17 protein-coding genes are annotated in these 20333 nt (G+C 53.1%); 4 read left to right on the forward strand and 13 right to left on the reverse strand.

Annotation, left to right across the window (positions count from 1 at the left end):
* Positions 1-43: 43 nt before the first annotated feature.
* From DFP94_RS15105 to cls, 6 genes are all read right to left on the reverse strand, one after another.
* Positions 44-874 (reverse strand): energy-coupling factor transporter transmembrane component T family protein, encoded by an 831-nt coding sequence (locus DFP94_RS15105; protein WP_114497302.1) that lies wholly within the window; start codon positions 872-874, stop codon positions 44-46.
* The gene (locus DFP94_RS15110; RefSeq protein WP_114497303.1) at positions 867-2648 is read right to left on the reverse strand and encodes an energy-coupling factor transporter ATPase; all 1782 of its coding nucleotides are present in this window, start codon (positions 2646-2648) and stop codon (positions 867-869) included. Before DFP94_RS15110 ends, DFP94_RS15105 begins: the two co-directional genes overlap by 8 nt.
* A gap of 15 nt (positions 2649-2663) precedes the next feature.
* A complete protein-coding gene (locus DFP94_RS15115; RefSeq protein WP_114497304.1) occupies positions 2664-3224 on the reverse strand; it encodes an ECF-type riboflavin transporter substrate-binding protein in 561 nt (186 codons plus the stop codon).
* Positions 3225-3425: 201 nt separating this feature from the next.
* Positions 3426-4457 carry a type 2 isopentenyl-diphosphate Delta-isomerase gene (fni, locus tag DFP94_RS15120; RefSeq protein ID WP_114497305.1) on the reverse strand — a complete coding sequence of 344 codons (1032 nt, stop codon included), beginning with the start codon at positions 4455-4457 and terminating at the stop codon, positions 3426-3428.
* A gap of 64 nt (positions 4458-4521) precedes the next feature.
* Complete coding sequence (locus tag DFP94_RS15125; protein ID WP_114497306.1) at positions 4522-6000, reverse strand: phytoene desaturase family protein; 1479 nt, start codon at positions 5998-6000, stop codon at positions 4522-4524.
* A 51-nt stretch (positions 6001-6051) separates the two neighbouring features.
* On the reverse strand, positions 6052-7560 hold the full coding sequence (gene cls, locus DFP94_RS15130; RefSeq protein ID WP_114497307.1) for a cardiolipin synthase: 1509 nt from the start codon (positions 7558-7560) through the stop codon (positions 6052-6054).
* A 313-nt stretch (positions 7561-7873) separates the two neighbouring features.
* Here cls and DFP94_RS26425 point away from each other — a divergent pair, with 313 nt between their 5' ends.
* Positions 7874-8065: a hypothetical protein gene (locus DFP94_RS26425; protein ID WP_342768252.1), complete on the forward strand. Its 192-nt coding sequence runs from the start codon at positions 7874-7876 to the stop codon at positions 8063-8065.
* 326 nt (positions 8066-8391) lie between these two features.
* Positions 8392-8958 (forward strand): efflux RND transporter permease subunit, encoded by a 567-nt coding sequence (locus DFP94_RS26430; RefSeq protein ID WP_342768253.1) that lies wholly within the window; start codon positions 8392-8394, stop codon positions 8956-8958.
* Between the two features lie 749 nt (positions 8959-9707).
* Here the strand turns inward: DFP94_RS26430 and DFP94_RS15140 are convergent.
* Positions 9708-10394 carry a TorD/DmsD family molecular chaperone gene (locus DFP94_RS15140; protein WP_114497308.1) on the reverse strand — a complete coding sequence of 229 codons (687 nt, stop codon included), beginning with the start codon at positions 10392-10394 and terminating at the stop codon, positions 9708-9710.
* Between the two features lie 284 nt (positions 10395-10678).
* Positions 10679-11353 (reverse strand): molybdenum cofactor guanylyltransferase, encoded by a 675-nt coding sequence (gene mobA, locus DFP94_RS15145; RefSeq protein ID WP_342768256.1) that lies wholly within the window; start codon positions 11351-11353, stop codon positions 10679-10681.
* Positions 11354-11493: 140 nt separating this feature from the next.
* Here mobA and DFP94_RS15150 point away from each other — a divergent pair, with 140 nt between their 5' ends.
* Positions 11494-12714: an MFS transporter gene (locus DFP94_RS15150; protein ID WP_114497310.1), complete on the forward strand. Its 1221-nt coding sequence runs from the start codon at positions 11494-11496 to the stop codon at positions 12712-12714.
* 313 nt (positions 12715-13027) lie between these two features.
* Complete coding sequence (locus DFP94_RS25540) at positions 13028-13198, forward strand: hypothetical protein (protein WP_181873163.1); 171 nt, start codon at positions 13028-13030, stop codon at positions 13196-13198.
* 91 nt (positions 13199-13289) lie between these two features.
* On the opposite strand, the gene DFP94_RS15160 is transcribed toward DFP94_RS25540, so the two are convergent.
* From DFP94_RS15160 to DFP94_RS15180, 5 genes are all read right to left on the reverse strand, one after another.
* Positions 13290-14972 carry a glutamine--tRNA ligase/YqeY domain fusion protein gene (locus tag DFP94_RS15160; protein ID WP_114497312.1) on the reverse strand — a complete coding sequence of 561 codons (1683 nt, stop codon included), beginning with the start codon at positions 14970-14972 and terminating at the stop codon, positions 13290-13292.
* 77 nt (positions 14973-15049) lie between these two features.
* Positions 15050-15511, reverse strand: a complete 462-nt coding sequence (locus tag DFP94_RS15165; protein WP_114497351.1) for a GNAT family N-acetyltransferase — start codon at positions 15509-15511, stop codon at positions 15050-15052.
* Positions 15512-15615: 104 nt separating this feature from the next.
* Positions 15616-16836: an MFS transporter gene (locus tag DFP94_RS15170; protein ID WP_114497313.1), complete on the reverse strand. Its 1221-nt coding sequence runs from the start codon at positions 16834-16836 to the stop codon at positions 15616-15618.
* A gap of 181 nt (positions 16837-17017) precedes the next feature.
* Positions 17018-19084, reverse strand: coding sequence for a molybdopterin-containing oxidoreductase family protein (locus tag DFP94_RS15175; RefSeq protein WP_114497314.1), 2067 nt, complete (start codon positions 19082-19084; stop codon positions 17018-17020).
* Positions 19085-19304: 220 nt separating this feature from the next.
* Positions 19305-20144 carry a formate/nitrite transporter family protein gene (locus tag DFP94_RS15180; RefSeq protein WP_114497315.1) on the reverse strand — a complete coding sequence of 280 codons (840 nt, stop codon included), beginning with the start codon at positions 20142-20144 and terminating at the stop codon, positions 19305-19307.
* Between the last annotated feature and the right edge of the window lie 189 nt (positions 20145-20333).

Genomic DNA, 20333 nt, shown 5'->3' on the forward strand with positions numbered 1-20333 from the left:
CTAACGCTTTGAAGACTTGACGATTTAATGACAACTTGCCCGCTTACAAAAACGGATACCAGAACTTTTCCACCCAAAGTCCCTTCATCAAAATGGCTCCCCCCAACAGCAGCACACAGAGCAACAGTACGAGCTTGTCGCTGCGCGACATCCGTGTGCCCATGTACCAAGTGCGTTTCGCGCCGGTGCCGAAACCGCGCAGATCCATCGCGTTCGACACCGACTCGATGTGCTGAAGCGAAGACTGCAGCAACGGCACGACGACCAGCGAAAGGTTTTTCATTCGGCGCCACAAATTGCCGTCCCCGCGCGAAATGCCCAGACCCCGCATCTGCATGGCGTTCAGGATGTTTTTGAACTCCTGGGTCAGGTCCGGGATATACCGGAACGCAATGCTGACCGCATAGGCCATTTTGTAGGGAATTCCCAATTTGTTGAGGCTCGCCGCAAACCGGCTCGGATGGGTCGTGAAAATGAACAGCATCGTGATCGGCAGCAGGGTTAAATACTTCGCGGATAAAGTCAGAACGTAAAAGAGCGTCTCCCCGTTAATCGTATCGTACCCGACCGGAATCAGCGGCGTATTGCTGCCGGTCAGGCTTGAACCGAAGCGGGGGGTGATAATCAAAATGAAGATGCTGTTGATCAGCGTAAATACCATCAACACCCAAAACAACAACGCCATGCGCCTGACCGGAATCCGGGCCAGAAGCAGCATGCCGACGCCCGCGGCGAGCATTACGGCGAACACCCGCAGGTCGAGGAACAGAAAGGTGACCCCGGTCCATACCAGGAGAAGGATCAGTTTGACGGCGCCGTCGAGCCGGTGAAAAAAAGAATTCCCCTCGACGTACAGACTACCGGCTTTACTCATCGGCTCGTTTCACCTTCTTTTCCGCGTCGATGAAAGCTTGCACGAACGAAGCCGGCGAGGACAACCCCCAGCTTTTCGCGAAACGCGACAGGCTTGTCTCCCTGAGGCGGGCCTTACTTGTCACCCCGCTGTCCGAGAGAATCGGCGCTACCCGATCTGCGGCGATAACCCGGCCCTCCGCCATGACTACGGCGCGGTCCGCATATTCCAACGCCAGATGCATGTCATGGGTGATAAACAAAAAAGCCATCCCCAGATCGGCAAGCCCATCGATAAAATCCATAAATTCGGTATAATGACGATAATCCTGGCCCGCCGTAGGTTCGTCGAGAATCATCAACTTCGGCTCCAGCGCCAGAATCGAAGCGATGGTCAACCTTTTTTTCTGACCGAAGCTCAAGCCGGATACCGGCCAGTTGCGGTAAGGGTATAGCCCGCAAATACGCAGCGCTTCGTCGGTCCTGCGCTCCAGCTCCGACGAGGGCACTCCCCTTGCCATGAGACCGAGCCCGATTTCGTCGCGAATCATATGTTGGGTGATCATATGATTCGGATTTTGCATGACATATCCGATTTCCGCGCCTCTTTGGCGGATGGACCATCTGCTCAAATCCTCACCCCGAAAGGCGATTTTCCCGGAGCGCGGCTTCAAAATGCCGGTAATCAAGCCGGACAGCGTCGACTTGCCCGCTCCGTTGCTTCCTAACAGAGCCACCCGCTCTCCTTCGTGGATGGAGAGCGTGACCCCGCTGACGGCGTCACTACCGGGACCGTAGGCGAAGGAGACCTGCCGCAGTTCGAGCAGCGGCGCTCCCGCGTTTCGACCTACTGCCGTCGCCGGATCATGATGAACCGATGACGTCCAGGCCTCCAACCGGCTGCGGATCCCTTCTTTCACGGAATGATCTCCGTTACCCGCAATATCGCCGTTCCCCGCATCGTCCTCCGGGGAGACTTGCACTCCCTCCGGCGTGCCGAGTCCCGTCAGCCCGCTGATCCCGACGCCGGCATACCCCAGCGCATTCAAGTAGAGCGGCTGCCGTAAGCCGTAACGGGGCAGCAGCCCTTCCCTCAGCAGAGTCTCCGGAGAGCCTACAGCGGCAATTTCCCCTTCGTTCATTACGACGATCCGGTCGATCGGCTGGGCAAGCACATCCTCTACCCGGTGCTCGATGATAATGACCGTCGTTTCCCCACGCCGGTGGATATCCTGTATCAATTGCATCGCCCGGACGCCGCTGGCTGGATCCAGGTTGGCCAGCGGTTCATCGAACAGCAAAATATCTCCTTGGGTCGACAACACGCCGGCCAGGGAGACGCTCTGCTTCTGCCCCCCTGACAAATCCTGCGGACCTTGTCCCTCGTAGTCCAGCATGCCGACCAGTTCGAGAGCCGTGATCACCCGCGCTTTCATCTCCGATTGCGGAACCTGCTCATTCTCCATTTGAAACGCCACATCTTCCCCTACCGTCTGCCCGACAAACTGGGCATCGGGATTTTGCAAAATGGTGCCCACACTGCTGCTGCGCTCAAATATCCCTAGCTCGGTCATTTCCTCGCCGTTTATGTACAGCCCGCCCGACACCTCTCCCCCATAAGAAAAAGGAATAAGCCCATTGATACAATGGGCTAGCGTTGATTTGCCGGAGCCGCTCGGTCCGGCAATCCAGATTTTTTCCCCGGGCGCAATGTCCAGATCAATATTTTTCAGCGTTGGCTGGGTTTGACTTTTGTAGCGGAAACTGAAATTCCGAAATGAAATCACCGGTTGCATAGTCGCTGGTTACTCCTATCTCTCCACCGTCAAATTCGTATTGTTCCGGTTGCGTTTGGCGTACGCCCAAACCGCAGGAATACCGAGAATCACGAATACGGCTGAGTTCGCCAATCCGGCGGATACCGTTTGAATGACGATTTTATCGTTCGGTTCGCCCATGACATAAATATCGAACAATCCCGAGAAAGCGAGAGAAGCGAAAATCCCGACCAGCCCGTAAATCAACAACTGGATCACGTGGCTCTTCCGGATGGCTCCGTCCTGTGGGTTAAAATCTTTGGACAGATAAACCAGCCCCATAAATGCCGCCGTAATCCCGGATCCGAGCGCCCAGCCCCACCAGACGGTACCGCTGGTAAGAAAATCGTTGATGATATGGCCGATCAATCCGGCCAGAAACCCTACTACAGGTCCGAACAGCGCACCAAAGATCGCGAGCAATGCTACGGCCGGTCGAAGCTGAGTATCCGGCGCGATCGGAATGCCGATCCAACTCGTCGCCCCGTACAACTCCGCCCCGATCCCAATCGTCACCACCGTTCGGGTATTCCATTTCCAAATCGATGTTTTCATTACATCTCCCCCTTTATTTCAGAAGTCTTCAGAGCCGTCCAGAAAATGCTCTGAGCTCTTCAGTCGCTGCCGTGCCGCCGCTGGAGGTTGCTCCTGTTGCCGTGCCGGCGGCCAGGCTTCTAACTTCAATATAATGGGAATGTTTCAGAAACGCAATGAAAAATTCATTGTAATCTGCCCGGATTTATAAGAATAATCCGGTTATACCTCACGCCGCACCAGACGCGGCGTATTCCGCAGCGCCGGCACCGTCCCGGCGCCGATCCCGAACATGGCGGTGCGCAACTCCAACTCGACGCGCTCCAGGAGCGCATCGAGCCGCTCCTCCGAGTGCACCGCCGGTTCCAGCAGCGCCCGGCCGAACCCGGCCAGATCCGCCCCAAGCGCCAGCGCTTTGGCGGCGTCCACGCCGGTATTCAGGCCTCCGCTGCCGATCAGGGCGGCGTCCGGCACCGCCGCCCGCACTTCGCGGATGCATTCCGCGGTCGGGATGCCCCAATCCGCGAATGCTTCCGCGGCCGCGCGGCGCACCGGGTCGGCGCTGCGGAACTTCTCGACCTGGCTCCAGGACGTTCCGCCCGCGCCGGCTACATCGACGAACGCCACGCCGGCCTCCCTCAGCCGTTTGGCCGTCGCTCCGTCGATGCCCCAGCCGACTTCCTTGACGCCGACGGGAACGGGCAGCGCCCGGCACACGTCCTCGATCCGGGCGAGCAGACCGCCAAAAGCGGTGTTCCCCTCCGGCTGGAACACCTCCTGCAGGCTGTTCAAATGCAGCACCAACATGTCCGCGCCGGCAATGTCTACGGCGCGCTGGCATTCCGCCGCGCCGAAACCGTAGCTAAGCTGGACCGCGCCCAGATTGGCGATGACCGGAATGCTCGGTGCCTTGCGCCGGACATCGAACGTGGGAGCCAGCTCTCCCCGTTCGACAGCGGCTCGGACCGAGCCGACTCCCATCGCCCAGCCCCGGCGTTCCGCCGCTTCCGCCAGGCGGTCGTTAATCTGCCCGGCGAGTTCGCTGCCGCCGGTCATCGAACTGATCAGCAGCGGCGTCCTTACGGCCGCGCCGAGAAACGTCGTAGTCAAGCTGATTTCGTCAAAGTTCAGTTCCGGCAATGCATTATGGCGAAACCTGTATTTTTCAAACCCTGTGGTAATCCCTTCTCCGCCTACTTGTTCTTCCAAGCAAAGCCGGATATGCTCGGTCTTGCGCCGTGATGTGTTTCCCATGTTCATGCCTCCTTCAAGCAGCAGCCTCAATTAAAACTGTCTCCATATCCATGAATATCCATAATCAAACGATGCTTTTAGCAATGTATCCGGCCACCAGTTGGCCGGATAGCGTCACAAAAGGAACGCCTCCACCGGGATGCGTCGTGCCGCCGGCGTACCAAAGACCTCGCACGTCCCTGCTGCGGTTACCGGGTCTGCGCAGTTCCTGCATGAAGCCGTGAGAGGTGATGCCGAACATGCCTCCCCGGTAAGAGAATGTATCGCGGGCCAGGTCGGCAGGCGTGTAACGCGCTAATTCATGCCCCCGAATCATGTCGCCCAGCCCATGTCGCCGCAAGGTAGAAAACACGGTGTCGGCATAAGCCTCTCCTTCCCGCCCCCAATCCCAATCCGCCGATAAATACGGCGTATGGGTCATGATATACAAATTGCTGCAGCCCGGAGGGGCGGCACCTTCTTCCGAGTAGGAAGAATTGCAAATGTAAACGGACGGGCGGGTTGGCGGTCGTCGTTTGACAAAGATATCATGAAATTCCTCCTCATAATTCTCCGAAAAAAACACCGTATGATGATGTAGCCTGTCCAGTCGGACCGGAACGCCGGCAAGCTGGACAAAGGCGGACAAGGAAGGCTCGAACGAGGTTATCAACCGGTCGGGCAGGGAGGGACGGTCTTTTTCCGCCAACAGTTTTTTACTCACGGAAAGTGCATCTCCATTGACGATGACGAGCGGGGATTCATAGTCCCCTTGCGTCGTTTCAATGCTATGAACCTTGCGATCGACAACCCGGATCCGCGTGACTTCCACTCCGGTCTCGATCTTTACCCCAAGCTCCTCCGCCAGTTTCTTCATCGCCTCGATCAGCTCGTAGGTGCCGCCTCGAACGGTGTAAACCCCCTGATCGGCCTCACTGCTCACCAGCATTCCGCATAAGGAGGAAACCTTGAACGGCGATGAACCGACGCGGGCCGCATACCTGCCAAACATGGCCAGCGTATTCGGATGCCTGAAATGTCGGCGAAGCTGCCCGTTAAGAGAACGATGAAGCTCCGGCACCCACATCGTCGCATAAATCTTGGGCCACCATTTTTCCAGATGGCTCAGCGGCAACCGATTGAGAATATGTTCGCTGGCGTAACGCAGCATTTGGCGCGATTCCCGGATAAACGCCGGGTAATGCAGGGCATCAACCGGGCTATAGGTGCCGATCTGATGCTGCATGAACTCCACATCTCCGGTTAGATCGACGACGCTGCCGTCGGTGAACACGCTTCTTGACCTGGGTTCCAGCGGAATCAGCCGGACGTAATCGTTCAGATCCCGTCCGGCACGGCGGAATAAATTTTGAAATACATGCGCCATCTCAATCGTAGTAGGCCCTCTGTCGAAACGGTATCCGTCGATAACTACACGCTGCAGCTTGCCGCCCGCGCAGGGCTGGCGTTCCAATACGGTTACCCGGAACCCCCGGATGGCGAGCTCAATGGCGCAGGACAGACCTCCAAAGCCTGCCCCGACAATCAACGCTTTCCTGCTCATCTAAACAACGACCGCCTTCCTTTAAATAAAAGGCCACTCAATTTCTTTCCGTTACAGTAACGGCGACATCAGTCTTGCGGCCGATTCCATTAACCGGACGACGATTTTTTTCTTCATAAACGCTTTTCTTTTGATCCGTTTCGTAGATAGCAGGTCCCGTTCGAAGTCCTTGACGATTTTGGCAATGCTGTCATTCTGAACGAGCAGCACATTTACCTCGAAATTGAGGTGAAAGCTGCGCATGTCCATATTTGCCGTACCCACCGTCGCCACCTCGCCGTCGACGATGAGCAGTTTGGAATGCAGGAATCCTTTTTCGTACTCGTATATTTTCACGCCCACCTCCAGCAGGGAAGGGAAATACGAGTGAGAGGCCAAGAACGGCAGCCACTTGTCGGGTTTGGCCGGGAACAAAATCCGTACATCGATTCCCGACATGGCCGCCACGCGCAGGGCGGTTAAAATGTCTTCATCGGGGATGAAGTAGGGCGTCGCCAGCCAGACCGACTTTTTAGCCGACGTAATCATGGCGAAAAAGATATTTTTCAACGCGCTGCTCTCGTTGTCCGGTCCGCTCGGAACGATCTGAATCGCGCCGCTGCAACCCTGTTCTAGCTCGGGGGACAAGTACTCCAGGTCCATGATTTTTTCGCCGGTGACATATTGCCAGTCCTGCAGAAAAATAATCTGCATCGACCGGACGGCCTCCCCTTTAACCAGCATATGCGTATCCCGCCAGAAACCGTAGGTTTTGCTGCGGCTTAAATACTCGTCGCCTACATTCAGCCCGCCGATAAAGCCGGTATTTCCGTCGATCACGACGATTTTCCGGTGGTTCCGGTAATTCACCCGGCTCGAAAGCGCCAAAAATCGAACCTCGCCGTAAACCCCCACCTTTACACCGGCATCCCTGAGTTCTTTGATAAACGGCTTCGGCAGCCCGATGCTTCCGACCGCGTCAAACATGAACCGGACCTCGACACCGGCCCGCGCCCGCTCGATCAGCGTTTTTTGAATCTCCCGACCGATATCGTCAGCCCGATAAATGTAGTATTCCATATGGATGTGGTGCTGGGCTTTCTTCAGCTCTTTCAGGAGGGTCGAGAATGTTTCCTCCCCGTTGGTCAGCACCCGGGTTCGGCTCGCCATGGAAAACGGGGTGCGGGCGATCCGCTGGGACATTTGCAGCAGCCGCTGCTGTCCGGGAGTGAACTGCGACAGATCGCGGGGAAGCATGTTGCCTTTATGGTCAATCCGCTCAAAGCTTTTGCGGTCCGATTCCGCCTTTTTGTCGAATTTACGCCGTTTGAAATAATTTTGTCCCAGCAAAAAATACAGCACCAAGCCTACGACCGGCAGCAGGGCAAGTACCAGAATCCAGGCCATCGTGCTGGAAGGATTTCGGTTCTCCATAAAGATCGCCAATCCGATCGTAATAACGGTAAGGGTCTGAAATATACTAACCAGCGTCCCGCCGAATTTGCCGAAGATGCCGAAACCGAAGTAGTAAAATGCAAACAGGATAGCTGCGATTAAAATAATTTGTAGTCCGCGTCTCATATCGTACCCCTTTTTCTTACGTTACATGTTCCAATGCTCTACCTTCCATTTTACATGAACCCGGCGCTTCTTCCTACCATTAATAGAAGAAGTCCGGCCGATAGCGACCGTCATGGCGCCCAGGTCATCATGTTCAAATGGTCCCTGTCCCATAAGCTTATCACTTTCGGCATTGCCTTAGTCCTGCTGGTAGGCAGTTTGCTCCTTTATCCGCTCAACGGCATGAGCTTCCTGCCAGAGTGCAAGAAGACAAATATGTTATGGTTCCTATTCTCCGGCCCCTGGCGCCCACCTTGAAGATGTCCAGGAGAAAATGGAGAAGGCTGAAAAATACATTTTGGCCCAAGAAGATATGGATAAAATGCAGTACTCCGTCGGCGAGTGGGGAGACATGTCCGAGCTGATGATGGGCGGCATGGGCGGCAGCTCGCTCAACGTTAACGTATTCGGCGACAATCTTGAACAGATCAAACCGGTCTCCGATCAGGTTCTGAAATGGGTCTAAGATGATACGAAAAACTTTGAAAAAGGCGAAACTTCGCTTTTCACGGCTTACGACCAATACACGCTCGTAGCGGATTAGCAAAAGTTGAGCTCGCTGGGTCTTACTCCGGGGCAAATCGCTATGAAGCTAAGCCCGGTGCGAGAGCGTCCGGGACTTACCGAAGTGAAGCTTAACGGAAAAGATAATAAAGTCTATATCGAAACCGAAAAGAATGCTTGTACCAGCATTCAAGACATGGAAAATGAGACGCTGACTTCCCCGCTCGGCATGGAAGTGCCTATTAAGGAAGTCGCCAAGGTTGAAAGGGAAGCTCTCCGGACTCGATTATGCGGATCGACGGTAAAATGGTTGTTGAGGTCAGTGCCAAAATCGTCGCTACCGACGTCCAAAAAGCATTCAGTGCGCTGCAAGACAAGATCGATGACATGGACAAACCGGAAGGGGTTACCGTCAGCTTCGGCGGGGTAACCGAACACATCAACAATAAGTTCGGCCAATTGGGTCTTGCTATGGCTGCCGCGGTCGCGATCGTGTACTTTGTTCTTGTCGTTACGTTCGGCGGTGGACTCGCACCGTTCACGATCCTGTTCTCGCTGCCGTTCATCGTTATCGGCGCCATGGTCGGCCTGGTAATCGGCGACGAAACTCTGAATGTATCAGCTCTCATGGGCGTTCTGATGCGGATCGGGATCGTCCTCATCGACCGCGTCATTCGCAAGGAACGCGAAGGGCTTTCAACACGTGCAGCCCTGCTCGAAGCAGGTGCTACGCGGCTTCGTCCGATCCTAATGACGGGCGCTCGCCACCATCGGCGCTTTGCTGACGCTCGTCATCGTTCCGGTCGTGTACGAATTCCTTATGAAATTCCGCCGTCGCGGTTCTGCGGCAGATGATTTGAATTAATCTATACAACAAAAAAGCGGGGCGGGGAGGATTCCCCGACACTATTCCCGACTGTGTTCTGTACTGAGTTCCCGACTCTGTTTCCGCCTCGATATCAGACTCCGATTCCGTCCTTGCTCTTGATCTTCACACGCCTGTTCTTGCTCGTAATCTCCACATACCCGTCCATACTCCAGTCCCTGCTCGTAATCTTCACATACCCGTCCAAAATTCTGCCCCATCCCGTTCCCCGATCCTTTCGCACCCGCTTTCGATAGAAGGGGACAACATTAACTGGATTTTCTCCAGTTAATGCTCGGCTTTTGGGCTAACTTATCAAATTAACTGGAAAGCCTCCAGCTAATTTGAGCCAAAGTCGTCGAATTCTCGTACTAACCAAAATTTAACTGCAGGTTTTCCAGTTATCTTCACAAAATCCGGCTCAACGAGAAAATTAACTGTAGGTTCCACAGCTAATTTTCTCCGATATCCATTCAACCGGTAACTGTCAGGGAATAACGACCTTTTCTCCTTCTCCAACATGTAAAAACACCGGAGACCTATGTCCCCGGCGTTCACAACTCAATTATCTTCAAACTTTAATTTTCATCAAGCTTTGTTTATCTTCAAACGTGATAGTCATCCAACGTTATCTATCTTCACGCGATATCTACCTTCAAGCGTAATCATCTTCAAGTATCGCTTATCATCTAACGTTATTTCCCATTAAAACCGCTGTTTAATTTAATAGCCCCCCGCGCTATCCTTGCATTTCCCTCCATGCGCAGAGGTTCTCCAAATCTATCTCAAGAAACTCGACGAGCAGTTCTGCCAGGCCGACATAAAGCGTGCTTGTCGTTGTTGCGGCCAGTTCGGCGGAAAAGGCAGGCGCCCAGTTCAGAAGGTGGGATTTAAGAAACAGGATCTGCACATCCGTCAGTTCAAGACAGCTCTCGCGGAGGTCCGCTTTACCCAGCATCTCTTCGCTTAATACCGCCATAAATTCCAGCTCCAGCGAAATATGATCGTCACGTTCGCCGGAGATTTTATTAAAGACCACGCCGCTTTCCATATAAGTGTCCCGGATTTCCGAGAGGCAGACAAAAGCGTCGGCACCTTTTTCTTTTGCAAGGAACAGACTTTCGCAAGCAGCGATTTTGGCGCTATGACCCGTAAACAGACGGTCAAATTCTTCCGCCTCCTCATAACAGACGCGGCGGAAATTCTCTTCGGGAATGCTCTCCAGGTAACTCTTCAGTCTCTTCCCACCCTGGCACATGGGAATTGTATTCTTCAGTTCGACCCTTCTGCGCCACTGGGCAATTAGCGACATCCGCGGCGGACGGCTTAGAAAATCCATAAGCAACTGGTACACCCAGCCTCTCATTCCCATCCAATTGGCTTGCTCTTCCGGGATTTGCACAAGCTCCTTATACAGCGTGGTCATATCGGTCATCTCCCTGATTTAAATCATTCATTGCCGATTCAATGCTCATTCATGCGGTTTGCCGACATGCATCGATCCTGACACAACAAATGTATTCTCCATTTAAAAAAAGATGACTTCCTTATCTCGCCGGAAATCATCCAAGGTACATATACCGACACATGATTAAGGGGGTCATGTATCTTCACTTCATATTATACTGCAAAATGAAAGCGCTTTATGTGATATTTTTGACAAAATATTAACAAGTAATTTTGTTAAATAGAAACCGGTTCAGCGGCTTCTCAATGCTTACCTTTGTCAGTTGAAGCATCCAACCAGTCCAACGCCTGCCGATAGTCCCCGGGCCGGTTCATATTGAAAGGAATCCGCTCTTGCGGCATTCCTGCAGCCGCGGCCAGCGCAAAGCCATTCACATATTCGGCCCGCAGCGCTTCAGTCCACCGGGTCAGCTTTAAATTCCCTGCTTGCAGTTCCCTTTCCAAGCCCGGCAGTACGCTACGGCGGTATGACGCGAGCAGCGGCTGAACCTGTCCTTGCACTATCGGGATAACGGCCTCTAACGCGCTGCCCGCTTCGCCGCTCACAGTGTCTCTTTTTTGACCCTCCTCAGCCAGCAGAGCCCGTTCTGCCAACCACTGGAACACATCCCTGTTGGCAAAAGGCATGTCGCATGCCACCGTGAGGCTCCAGGAAGTAGAGGCAGCCTGTAGTCCGGCGTGCAAACCGGCTAATGGGCCCAAGCCAGGAAAGACGTCCGAAATTACATCTTTTCCTAAATGATTGTAGGCTTCCGGCTGAGAGCCCCCCGCGATAAGGATCTCTGCGGCAACCTCCTCCAGCTCGCGAATCAGTCTCTCAATGACCGGAACACCGCCCACCGGAAGGAGCGCTTTATTTTGTCCCATCCGGCTTGATCTCCCACCGGCAAGAATAATAGCCGTAATCTTGATCAGAATCTCCCCCTTTCAAAAACAAATACTGGAAAAACAAAAAGAAGATGGTTTGTATCCCCTTTCATCTGTGTGTTACATTGAGAACATAATCACTTTACGAAATTAATAGATGCAAAGAACGAACTGGAGTCGGACAGAAAGGAATGGCGCGCTTGCGGGAAAACACCCAATTCTCGTCTTCATCTAAATTGCCCTTGGGGCTACTCAACTTTTTCATTTACGGAACCATGGTTATTTTTGCCGCCTTTTTTCAATTATATTTGCAAGACATCGGCATGGACAAGATGGAGATCGGCAGCCTGATGGCCATCGGTCCGTTTATCTCTCTGCTGGCCCATCCTTTTTGGCGGCATTTAAGCGACCGCGGCCAAAATATCCGCGTGGTTCTGTTGCTGATGATGACGGGATTATTAGTCATGGGCCATCTCGTTTTTAAGGCAAACACCTACCATATGTTATATTTATCGATGGTCTTGCTCTTCTTTTTCCAAAGTCCGCTGCTGGCGCAAACCAACAGTCTGACCCTGGGCTATATCGGAAACAACGGACGTAAATTCGGCACTTATCGGCTTTGGGGCTCTCTAGGCTGGACCTTCATCGCTCTGACGGCCGGACCGATAATCGACAGTGTAGGTCAAAACGGAATATCACTGCTCTTCAGTATCACCTTGATGCTGGCGACCGGATCCGCCCTACTATTGCCGTCGATCAACCAATCGACTAATACGCCTTGGATTTCGTCGACGGAAATCCGACACACGTTACAAAATAAATATTTTCTTGCCTTCGTTATTTTCGGTATGCTGGTTTCGATTCCCAACTCGATCAACGGTATCTTTATGCCGTTGTTCATCAGTGATCTCGGTGGGTCACGGTTTCAGGTTGGCGGCGCGGTATTTCTGTCAACCATCTTCGAGGTGCTCGCTTTCGTTCTGCTAAGTCGCTTCCTAAAGCGTAAAATGACGTACCTTATGGCCTGCCTGACGTTTGTCAGCTTATTGTTCGCGCTGCGCTGGAATTTGATGGCGGAGGCAACTTCGCCGATTCAAATAATTCTCATCCAGATCTTGCACGCCGTAACCTTCGGCGGTTTCTTCTATGTCGGAACCAAGCTTACCGCCTTGTTCTTGCCGCGGCCGCTGCGATCTGCCGGACAAGCCGTTTACGCCTTTGCCCTGAGCGGAATGTCGGGAGTTATCGCAGGCCTGCTCGGGGGATGGATCTTCCAAAATTTCGGCCCTGTTATCATGTATAAAATGGGGGTGGCCCTCGCGCTCATCGGTGCGCTGGGGTTCGGCCTCATGTGGCGTAAAATCCGCAAAAACGGGTATTCGCCCGTCATTCCTCAAAAAGAAGAAGTTTGATATCCTAATGAAAAGGCGGTCCGGTTCCTTGCAGGAGCCGGATTTGTTGCATTTTATAGAGTTTGCATGCAAATAAGAAAACAAGCTCCGGACGGCGTCACGCCCGCCCGGAAATCCGGGTGGTTACGCCGCCGCCAGAGCTCTGTTTTCTTGCTGAGAGCCTGCCTGACAAATTACCCCGGGGGATCTGTCAAGCTCTCGTCTCAAGTGTACACTATGAAATGCATTTCAGATCAAGAATTAATAAAAAATTCTCATATAAATTTATGAATTGCATAAACAGGTCTTGATCATCGACAAGGAGGTCCCGCCGTTGGCCAATATCAAGCAAATCACCGAAGCTGCCGGCGTGTCCGTAACTTCGATCGAACGCCTCCAGTACGCCCGAAATATGAATGCCGTTCATAGCCGAATTCTCCATCCGGGCCTGCCTACTGTCACGGAGGAGTTCCGCTTTCGCTTGATCGAGCGGGATACGGTATAAAAGGATCGTCAAAAATAAAGAACCTTCAATACCGCTATTACAGCGATATTGAGGGTTCTTTTTACTTATCCGCGGTTTCAAGCGCAGCAGATTATTTAGGCAGTTGAAACGAGCTTTTGAGCGATACGATGAGGTTGAACACCGGATGTCCCGGGGTCGAGTATTTGGAATCGACGTTGAAATAGCCGTGACGGAAAAATTGAAATTTGTCTTGCGGCTGCGCATCCTTCATTCCCGGCTCCACAAAGCCGTGCATGATAGTCAGCGAGTTCGGGTTGATCCGTTCCAGGAATGGTTTCTCCTCCGCGCCCTCTTCATCCGGCTCTTCGTCCAGAATCAGCGGCTCGTACAGCCGGAATTCGGCCGGTACCGCCTGGCTGGCTTCTACCCAATGGATCGTGCCCTTGACCTTACGGCCGGTAAATCCGCTGCCGCTCTTGGTTTCCGGATCATAGGTGCAATGGATTTCCACCACATTGCCATTCTCATCTTTAATCACGTCGTTACACTTAATGAAGTAAGCGTGTTTCAAACGGACTTCGTTGCCGGGGAACAGCCGGAAGTACTTGCTCGGCGGATTCTCCATAAAGTCTTCGCGTTCGATATAAATTTCGCGGGAAAACGGAATTTGACGGTTGCCCATCTCTTCGTTTTCACTGTTGTTTTCAGCTTCAAGCAGTTCCGTTTGCCCCTCCGGATAATTCGTAATGACCACCTTCAGCGGATCGACGACCGCCATCGTGCGCGGTGCTTTCAGTTTCAGGTCCTCCCGGATAAAATGCTCCAGCATTTTCAGATCGACGGAGCCGTACGCTTTGGATATCCCTGTCTCAAACACGAAGGACTTGATTGCTTCCGGCGTATAACCCCGGCGGCGAAGACCCGAAATCGTCGGCATGCGCGGATCGTCCCAGCCGTCGACAACCCCTTCGTCAACGAGCATTTTCAGCTTCCGCTTACTCGTTACGGTTTGCTCCAGATTGAGCCGTCCAAACTCATACTGACGCGGTACGCTCGTCATTTCCGTCTCGGCGATCACCCAATCATAGAACGGGCGTTGATCCTCGAACTCGGTGGAGCAAAGGGAGTGCGTCACGCCTTCAATCGCATCCTCTAACGGATGGGCGAACGTATACATCGGATAAATGCACCATCTGTCGCCGGTATTGTGATGGGAAGCATGTACGATCCGATAGATAACCGGGTCCCGGAGATTGATGTTCGGGGAAGCCATATCGATCTTGGCGCGGAGCACCTTTTCTCCGTCCTTGAACTCGCCGGCACGCATCCGCGCGAACAGGTCCAGGTTTTCTTCGACCGAACGGTCCCGGTACGGGCTGTTTTGCCCCGGTTCGGTCAGCGTTCCGCGCGTCTCGCGGATTTGATCGGCGCTGAGATCGTCCACATACGCCTTGCCCTTATTGATCAGCACGACCGCACGATTATACATTTCTTCAAAATAGTCCGATGCGAAGCGAAGCTCCTCCCAGTCAAAACCGAGCCACTTCACATCCTCCTTGATGGAGTTGACGTATTCGATGTCCTCTTTGACCGGGTTCGTGTCATCGAACCGTAAATTCGTCCGGCCGCCGAATTCATCGGCCAGCGTAAAGTTAATCCAGATCGCCTTGGCATGCCCGATATGCAGGTATCCGTTCGGCTCCGGCGGGAAACGGGTCACGACCGTCTCCACTATGCCGTTTTTCAAATCTTCGGTAATAACGTTTTTGATGAAATTGGGAGGGGTATAGTTGTTGTTCTCCACGGTGATCAACCTTTCCGTTCATGGAATCTCTGATTCATATTCTCCGATTTTTCTTCTTATAAATATACCGATATCTCGTCAAATGTTCAATGCGCTTCTACGGGACACCACATCAAAATGTCATCGACATACTGCCCGTCCAGGTAAAATTCTTCGACAAGCCGGCCTTGCTCCATAAATCCGCAGCTTTGATAAAAAGCGAACGCCTCCGAATTGCTGGCGAGAACGCGCAAAGAGAGCTTGCGGATCCCTTGCCCGGCGGCATGTTGCTTGACGGCCTCCATCAGCTTGCGCCCTACGCCGCGTCTCTGGTACGAGGGATGAATGGCGATATTAATGTCGTACACATGGCGATTGCTCTCCAAGGGAGTCGGAGAATCAAATCCCAAATACCCGCAAATCTCCTCGCCAATCCCGGCGATGAGCTGACTCCCCGGCGGGCATTTCTGCAAATAATGCTCCCGGGACTTCCATTCAATTTGCGCCGGGGTCGAGTGCTCGTCCCAAACCAGTGAGTCAAGCTCCATAAGCGCTCCCGCATCGCCCATTTGCGACAATCGAATCCAGATGGAATCGGACACAGGTTCCCACTTCCTTTCCGTCCAACAAAACTATAAGTGAGTTAAATCAGATTATACACAAAAATGCAGGCCTACGCTGCATGCGTGATTTCGCTCTTGGCATCACGGTTCATATACGCATGAACCAGGAACGCAATCACAGCCAGCACGGAGATCGTAACCGCGAGCCATGCTACCGGTATGAGCCCGTTCCAGTCGAACAAGACGCCCATAGCGTAAGGGCCCACCACTCTGCCCGCGGCGCCCATCCCACCGACCACGCCCAGATAGAACGGCGCCGACTTGCCCGTCCGGTCCGAAATGAACGAAGGAATCGCCGGAGAAATCAGCATTTCCCCGAAGGTGGTCAACACCATGGCAAACACCATCCCAGGATAAGTATGGAAACCTAAGATCGATACATAACCCAGCATGTAAAATATCGCGCTAGCCGTTAATTGCGCTTCGGCCGATCCGGCAAAGGTCCGCTTGATCCAAAGAATAAACGGCTGCCCGACAAAGATCAACACCCCGTTCAGCGTCCAGAGAATACTGTAATTCCATTCCGGCATCCCTTTGGAAATCGTAAACGGCGACACCCCGTTGTTCCAGACACAATTGCCGAGCCATAGAAAGAAGGAACCTATGCCCATAAAGAGATACACGTTGTAACGGCTCAACAACTTCCAGGTATCCTGCCCTTCCGGGGTTGATTTGCGTTTTTCGAGATGCATGGTTCCCTCGTTTTTTTGAACCTTGTTCAAATAAATCCAGAAGAAAACCGCAAATGCCGCCGAAATCGTTCCGTTTAAAATAAAACTCATATCATAGGAAATGCGGGCCAAAAATCCGCTGAGCGCGGTTCCCAGCGCTACCCCAATATTGTTCGCAACATAGATGACATTAAACAATTCTCCCCGCCGCTCCGCAAAACGGAAGCCGATAAAAGCCTGAATGGCCGGCATGGACATAGCGTTAAAGAAGCCGATCAGCCCCATAAGCAGCATAAACAAGGACCAATTCCCGCTACCGAGCGGGAGCAGAAGCAGGAACAGCGCGTTTAGCCCCACGCCGCCGACGATGAGCTTTTTCACGCCCAGTTTATGATATAACGAGCCTCCGAGAACTTGCCCGGCGATGCCGCCCAGTGACATGACCAGGATCACCAGACCGGCATCCGTGACCGTCCGTCCCAGCACCTTGAACACGAACATTGTGATCAGCGGCCACATCAAAGACCCTCCGGCCGAGCTGATCAGACTGGCGACAAGAAATATCTTTACTTCTCGCGGATAAGACTGTAACCATTTCATTCTCTATCTCTCCCCCCTTGCTAAGCCCTTAACACCCGTTAATTTCTGAAGACTATAGAAAAAGTGACAAGGAAGCCCCCTTCAGGCTTCCTTGTCACCGCCATTTTTATCAGTGAATGTAAGTATTTGCAGCCCAGATTATCATAGTATCGCTTAAATGGGCCGAATTTCGCAAGTACATTTATTGACGCTTTACATCGACAACGGTTGAGAAAAAGACGGCCCCGCCGCCCATGTCGGCGAGCCGGTCTGGCGTAAGGGCGTTAACGCGGCGCCGCTGGCCGCCCTGCTCCCACCATAAGCCCTGGCTTACTACCGTGCCCGGCAGCATTTTGCTTTCGACAGCAGCTTTAACTTGGTAGCTGCCCCTGTCGTTCCAGACAACGACCTCGTCGCCGTCCTCAATGCCGCGCGCCGCCGCATCCTCCGGATGGATTTGCAGCAGCGGGCTTTTCTCCAGCGCTTTCAGCTTCTCCACATTGCCGAAGGTCGAGTTCAAAAAGCTGTGATTCGGCGGCGAAACGAACATGAGCGGATAAGTCGCCTTCTCCCCGGGCCGGTTCTCTCCGTCGTATCCTTCTTGAAGCGGGATGTACGTCGGCAACGGAGGAAGCCCGGCCTCCGCCATTTTCGCCGAATACAATTCGATTTTGCCGGAAGGCGTCGAGAGCGTATCAAGATAGTGCTTCTGATGCCGCATGTCCAGCTTAACCATTCGATGTTCCTTTAAGCCCTCCAGCGTAATCCCATCCAGATAAGGATTCTCCGAAAAATCCAGCGCCTGCCGGATCATATCTTCTTCCGTATCCCGGAAGGCTTCTTCTTCAAAGCCCATGGCCTCAGCCAGCAGGCGGAACACTTCCACATTGCTCTTGCTCTCGCCCCGTGCCGGAATGACCGGCTCCTGAAGCTGAACATAGTGATGCCAGTACGAGCTGTACAGATCCGTATTCTCAAAGGTCGATGTTGCCGGCAGCACGATGTCCGCATACTTGGCCGTATCGGTCAGGAATAAATCATGGACTACCATAAACAAGTCTTCCCGGCTTAATCCCCGCTCGACCTTGCCCGTATCCGGCGCAACCACAGCCGGGTTCGAGCAGTAAACGAACATGGCCCGAATCGGCGGATCCAGGGTTAGCAGCGCTTCACCGATCCGGTTCATGTTGATCGTCCGGACATGGTCATCTTGCCTTAAATCCGGAAGTTCCAGCGCTTCCGAATTCATATTGGCATAAGCGCCATTCGACTTGAACGCGCCGCCGCCCGGGACAAGCCACTGGCCGGTCAGCGCCGGCAGGCAGCTGATCGTGCGGATCGCCATCCCGCCGTTGTCATGGTGCTGAAGCCCGTTGCCCATATGAATGTAAGCGGGAGAAGTCTCCGCATACATCACCGCCAGGGCTTCAATATCTCCGGCGGGCACCCCGGTAATCGCCGACACGCGCTCCGGCGTATAGGTTTTCACATGTTCGCGGAGCTCTTCATGGCCAATGGTATATCGTTTAAGGAACCCTTCATTCACTAGGTTCCGTGCAAACAGCACATGCATCATCCCGAGCGCCAACGCGCTGTCCGTCCCCGGATAAAGCGGGATGAACCAGTCGGCTCTTTGCCCGGTACGGTTGCGGTGAACGTCGATCACCACCAGCTTCGCACCCTGCTTCCGAGCCTTCTCGATCAGAGCAATCTGATGCATATTCGTGCTTACTAGATTGCCGCCCCACACAATGATCAGCTTCGCTTTTACCGTATCCTCCGGACTGGTGCCTCCGCCAAAGCCCATCGTGTAGTTCCAGCCGGTATTTCCCGCCGCCGTGCAAATTGCCCGATGCAGCTTGGAAGACCCCAGCCGGTTGAAAAACCGCTTGTCCATCCCTTCCACGCTAAGAATCCCCATATTTCCGTAAAAGTTGTACGGCAAAATGCTTTCGGGTCCGTGCTCCCGAATCAGTTTCCGATACCGACCGGCAATTTCCGCGATCGCTTCGTCCCAGCTAATGACTTCAAATTTACCCTCGCCTTTTGCGCCAATACGTCTCATCGGATGCAGTACACGCTCCGGATGATAAACCCGCTCGGCCATGTTCCGCACTTTGTTGCAGATCGCACCCTGCGTAATGGGGTGATCGGGATTCCCCGTTACTTTCACGATTTTTCCGTTCTCTTTATGCAATAGCAAACCACAGGTATCCGGGCAATCAAGCGGACACACCGCGGGAAATATTCCGTTCTCCTCTCGGATCATGCAACCATCCCCTCCTGATTCATTTATTGTAGAAAAAAGCCCCGTCCCTGTCTACTGGGAGGAAGGTGGAAAAGCGCGTACAGCTCGCAGGGCGGGGAGACACGTGAGAGATAGTGAGTGTAGTTGGAAACCGCAGCGGCGGCATACCCTACAAACATAAAAAAGCTGCCCCCCATTAAGAGGCAGCAGCCTTATTGATCTATCTATGCAAATATTCCGGTTAAGCCGATTTGTTGGTGGTTGCAGCTACGTTTCCCGCCGCATGTTCGCCCGGCGAAGCAGCCGATGCACCCTTGTCTTTCAAATAGGCCATCCAGTAAGCTGCGGACACAAACAGGGCGCCGCCCGTCAGATTTCCCAGCCATACAGGTACGAAATTTTTGAAATATTCTCCCCAGGAGAAATACCCTTCGAATATGGCCGCAGGAATCAAAAACATATTGGCAACAACGTGCTGGAACCCGATCGCGACGAACGCCATGGTCGGAAACCAGATCCCGAGAATTTTACCGCTCATATTATCCGCGCCATAGGAGAGCCATACGGCAAGCGCGACGAGCCAGTTACAGCCGATCCCCGACACAAAAGCTTGAAGAAAGCTGTCATCCAGTTTATGTCCCGCCATATCCACGAGTTTCTCCAAATATACCCCGCTGGAGGTTAATCCGACGACATGCCCGAAGAAGTAAGCGACAAACAGGGCACCCACAAAGTTGCTGATTGTAATCAGCACCAGGTTTTTGCACATTTCGCCAGTCGTTATTTTCTTGGCCATCCGGGATAACGGCACCGCCATCATATTCCCCGTCAGCAATTCCCCGCCGGCAAGCAGCACCAGAATCAGTCCGACCGGGAACACTGCCGCGCCGATAAAGGTCGCGAAGCTGCCCCATTCTTTCGGAGCTCCTGCAATAACGCGTATATCAAGCAAGAATCCGAGGGCGATAAAGGCGCCGCCCAGAAATCCAAGGATCAAAACCGTCAACAATGGATTGTGCGCTTTTTTGACACCCATCTCAACCGTCACTTTGGCAATTTGATCGGGTTTATTGTAAGCCATCATTCATTCTCCTTTAAGACTTGTTTGTAAACTCCCCTGTTCCACTGTTATTGTAACTTGAGCCTTACCGTCCAATAAGTAACATAAGTCACGACACCGCTTACATATAGTGAATTTTTTCACACTCACATTGGCATGTTCTACCTGACAAATGTATGTAAAAAAGAAAACAGCCCCCTCCGGAATTAA

Source organism: Fontibacillus phaseoli (assembly GCF_003337355.1).
GTDB classification, from domain to species: Bacteria; Bacillota; Bacilli; order Paenibacillales; family Paenibacillaceae; genus Fontibacillus; species Fontibacillus phaseoli.

What these genes read in the sequence shown, in the direction of transcription:
- DFP94_RS15105 (WP_114497302.1), bottom strand. Translation starts at nt 874, where the DNA reads ATGAGTAAAGCCGGTAGTCTGTACGTCGAGGGGAATTCTTTTTTTCAC.
- DFP94_RS15110 (WP_114497303.1), bottom strand. Translation starts at nt 2,648, where the DNA reads ATGCAACCGGTGATTTCATTTCGGAATTTCAGTTTCCGCTACAAAAGT.
- DFP94_RS15115 (WP_114497304.1), bottom strand. Translation starts at nt 3,224, where the DNA reads ATGAAAACATCGATTTGGAAATGGAATACCCGAACGGTGGTGACGATT.
- fni (WP_114497305.1), bottom strand. Translation starts at nt 4,457, where the DNA reads ATGGGAAACACATCACGGCGCAAGACCGAGCATATCCGGCTTTGCTTG.
- DFP94_RS15125 (WP_114497306.1), bottom strand. Translation starts at nt 6,000, where the DNA reads ATGAGCAGGAAAGCGTTGATTGTCGGGGCAGGCTTTGGAGGTCTGTCC.
- cls (WP_114497307.1), bottom strand. Translation starts at nt 7,560, where the DNA reads ATGAGACGCGGACTACAAATTATTTTAATCGCAGCTATCCTGTTTGCA.
- DFP94_RS26425 (WP_342768252.1), top strand. Translation starts at nt 7,874, where the DNA reads ATGGAGAAGGCTGAAAAATACATTTTGGCCCAAGAAGATATGGATAAA.
- DFP94_RS26430 (WP_342768253.1), top strand. Translation starts at nt 8,392, where the DNA reads ATGCGGATCGACGGTAAAATGGTTGTTGAGGTCAGTGCCAAAATCGTC.
- DFP94_RS15140 (WP_114497308.1), bottom strand. Translation starts at nt 10,394, where the DNA reads ATGACCACGCTGTATAAGGAGCTTGTGCAAATCCCGGAAGAGCAAGCC.
- DFP94_RS15150 (WP_114497310.1), top strand. Translation starts at nt 11,494, where the DNA reads ATGGCGCGCTTGCGGGAAAACACCCAATTCTCGTCTTCATCTAAATTG.
- DFP94_RS15165 (WP_114497351.1), bottom strand. Translation starts at nt 15,511, where the DNA reads ATGGGCGATGCGGGAGCGCTTATGGAGCTTGACTCACTGGTTTGGGAC.
- DFP94_RS15170 (WP_114497313.1), bottom strand. Translation starts at nt 16,836, where the DNA reads ATGAAATGGTTACAGTCTTATCCGCGAGAAGTAAAGATATTTCTTGTC.
- DFP94_RS15175 (WP_114497314.1), bottom strand. Translation starts at nt 19,084, where the DNA reads ATGATCCGAGAGGAGAACGGAATATTTCCCGCGGTGTGTCCGCTTGAT.
- DFP94_RS15180 (WP_114497315.1), bottom strand. Translation starts at nt 20,144, where the DNA reads ATGGCTTACAATAAACCCGATCAAATTGCCAAAGTGACGGTTGAGATG.